Here is a 2,304-nt window from a genome sequence, read left to right on the forward strand (position 1 = left end):
GCGAACGAAGGCGGCCGCCGGTCCAGCTGTGCCTGGATCCCCTCGGCGGCCTCACCGTTGGCCATGGTCGTGGCCTGGGCGAGCGCCTCCCACTGCAGCACCTGCTCGATGTCGTCCTCACCCCGCAGCGCGACCTTGGCCAGCCGGGTCGCGACCGGGGCCGCCGCAACGATCCGCAGCGCGGTCTCCAACGCGGTGGCGACCAGGTCGACGGCCGGCACCACCGCGTTGACCAGACCGATGTCCACGGCCTCCCGCGCGTCGACGGCCCGCCCGGTGAAGATCAGTTCGCGGGCCCGCAGCACCCCCACGGCCTCCGGCAGCAGCCGGGTGGCGGCCATCCCCGGATGCATCCCCAGCCGGGTGAAGGGAGCGGAGAAGGTTGCTCCCTCGGCCGCGAACCGCAGGTCACAGGCAAGCGCCAGGCACAGGCCGGCGCCCACCGCGGCGCCGTTCACCGCGGCGATCGTGGGCACCTCCAGCGATCTGATCTTCAGCCAGGTTCGGTAGAAGGGGAGCATCTTCGCCCGCAGCCGGTCCGCGCCGGAGTCGACGTTGCGCCTCGGGTCGATCCAGTCGAGGTCGCCGCCCGCGCAGAACGCGCGCCCCTGCCCTGTGACGATGACGGCCCGCACATCAGGATCGGCACCGATCTCGTCCAGCACCGCCGACCATGCCGCGGTCAACGCCACGGTCATCGCGTTGCGCCGTTCGGGCAGGGCCAACGTCAGCAGGACCACGCCGTCGGCGGGACGTTCGACCAGCAGCGGTTCGGACACAATCGACTCCTGAAGGCCCACGTTGTCTGATTGATGTTGCCTGGTTGATATGGGCGAAGGCGGCGCGGTCGTGTTTTTCCCGCCCCGTCAGCGGCCCTCCCGAGCGTAGAGCCTCCCGGCTTCCGGTGCTGTCGGACATGACCGGACACGCACCGCTTCCACCATGGCCCATCATCGGCCCACCACTTTCCCATCACCGACTCCACCACTGGGCCACCATCGGCTCCGCCGCCNGCCAGCTCCGCTACTGCCGCGGGAGCAGGCGGCGAACACGGCAACCACTGTGGGACAACGGAAAACCAGCCGCGGCCCCGGCCAGGGGGTGGCGCGCGGCGGGATTCCCGGCCTGAGGAGGATGGCTCCCGGCCGGCTGTTGGTGCCGGCTTTCTTCGTTGCGCTTCGTTACGAACCCGCGGCCCGTCAGCGGGCGCCGGTGAGAGGGAGAACGAGTGGCAGAGACGTACGAGGGCTACTGCGTCAAATGCAAGGACAAACGGCATTACCAGGGTGAGGTCCGGGTGAGCGAGTCCGGGCGCCGGATGGCGCGGGGCACCTGCCCGGTCTGCGGAACCACGATCAACAGAATCCTCGGCAAGGCGCCAGCCTCATAGTTCCCCGACAGTCCCCCGAGGGATGGTCCGTCCCCAGGCTCTGATCCCCAGGCCGGGCGGATCCCCCGAGGCCGCCGAGCGCACGGCGGATCATCGCGCGCTCGGCGGCTGTACGGCCCTCCCGCGGCCATGGCTCCCGACGCCGCCGTCTGCGAGAACCGTCTTGGCACGCGCACGGGTGGCCGCTCGCCCGGATGAGCACGCGGCCCGGCAGCCAATAGCCGACTCTCCGGGCGGCCGCGCACAGGCGCTGCCCATCCAGGTGGGCAGCGTCAGCACCAACCGTCTCGGCGCGTCACTCGGCAACGCCACATGGTGACAGGCGGGCCTCTGCGGCGACCGCGGCCTGGCAGGGACTTGTCCACAACCACCGGCGCACCCTCCTCGGCGCCGGTTGCATATCCACAGAAAAACGGACATATATTCACAGCGGGGAACAGCATGAGACCATATGATCACGATCCGGTCACCTGCTGTCGGGGAGGACGCCGATGCGCCCCATGCTCAAACCCGGCCTGCGCCGGCTCTGGCGGGACGGATCCACCCTCCAGATCGGTGTCGACCCGGCGCGGGCGATCGTCCTCGGCGGGCTGACAGCGCGGGACGCCTCCGTGCTCGACCTGCTGGACGGTACCCGCTCCCGTGAGCAGGTCCTCAGTTCGCTGGACGCCACCCGGGCGGAGCTCGTCCTCCTGCTGGAGCGGACGGGCCTGCTGGCGGACGCCGGCCCGGCCGGTCAGTCCTCACCACCCGTGCTGGACCAGGAGCGCCTCCAGCCGGACCTGGCCGCGATGGCCCTGGGCTCGGCCGACCCGAGGCATGCCCGGCGAGCGATGGCGGCCCGCGGCCGGGCCCGGATCCAGGTCCGCGGAGCGGGCCGGATCGGCGCTCAGGTGGCGGCCCTGCTGGCCGCC

The 2,304-nt window shown here is 71.3% G+C and carries 2 protein-coding genes and 1 pseudogene; 2 read left to right on the forward strand and 1 reads right to left on the reverse strand.

Going from position 1 to position 2,304, the window contains the following annotated elements; all coding sequences use genetic code 11:
• On the reverse strand, positions 1-779 hold a 779-nt coding region (locus FrCorBMG51_RS09530), incomplete at its 3' end, for an enoyl-CoA hydratase/isomerase family protein (protein ID WP_047222730.1).
• Between the two features lie 449 nt (positions 780-1,228).
• On the opposite strand from FrCorBMG51_RS09530, the gene FrCorBMG51_RS29500 reads away from it, so the two are divergent.
• Both FrCorBMG51_RS29500 and FrCorBMG51_RS09535 read left to right on the forward strand, forming a co-directional pair.
• The gene (locus FrCorBMG51_RS29500; RefSeq protein WP_013872414.1) at positions 1,229-1,390 is read left to right on the forward strand and encodes a DUF5679 domain-containing protein; all 162 of its coding nucleotides are present in this window, start codon (positions 1,229-1,231) and stop codon (positions 1,388-1,390) included.
• A 491-nt stretch (positions 1,391-1,881) separates the two neighbouring features.
• Positions 1,882-2,304: pseudogene (locus FrCorBMG51_RS09535) on the forward strand (thiamine biosynthesis protein ThiF); the annotation flags it as partial.

Source organism: Protofrankia coriariae, from assembly GCF_001017755.1.
Classification (GTDB): domain Bacteria; phylum Actinomycetota; class Actinomycetes; order Frankiales; family Frankiaceae; genus Protofrankia; species Protofrankia coriariae.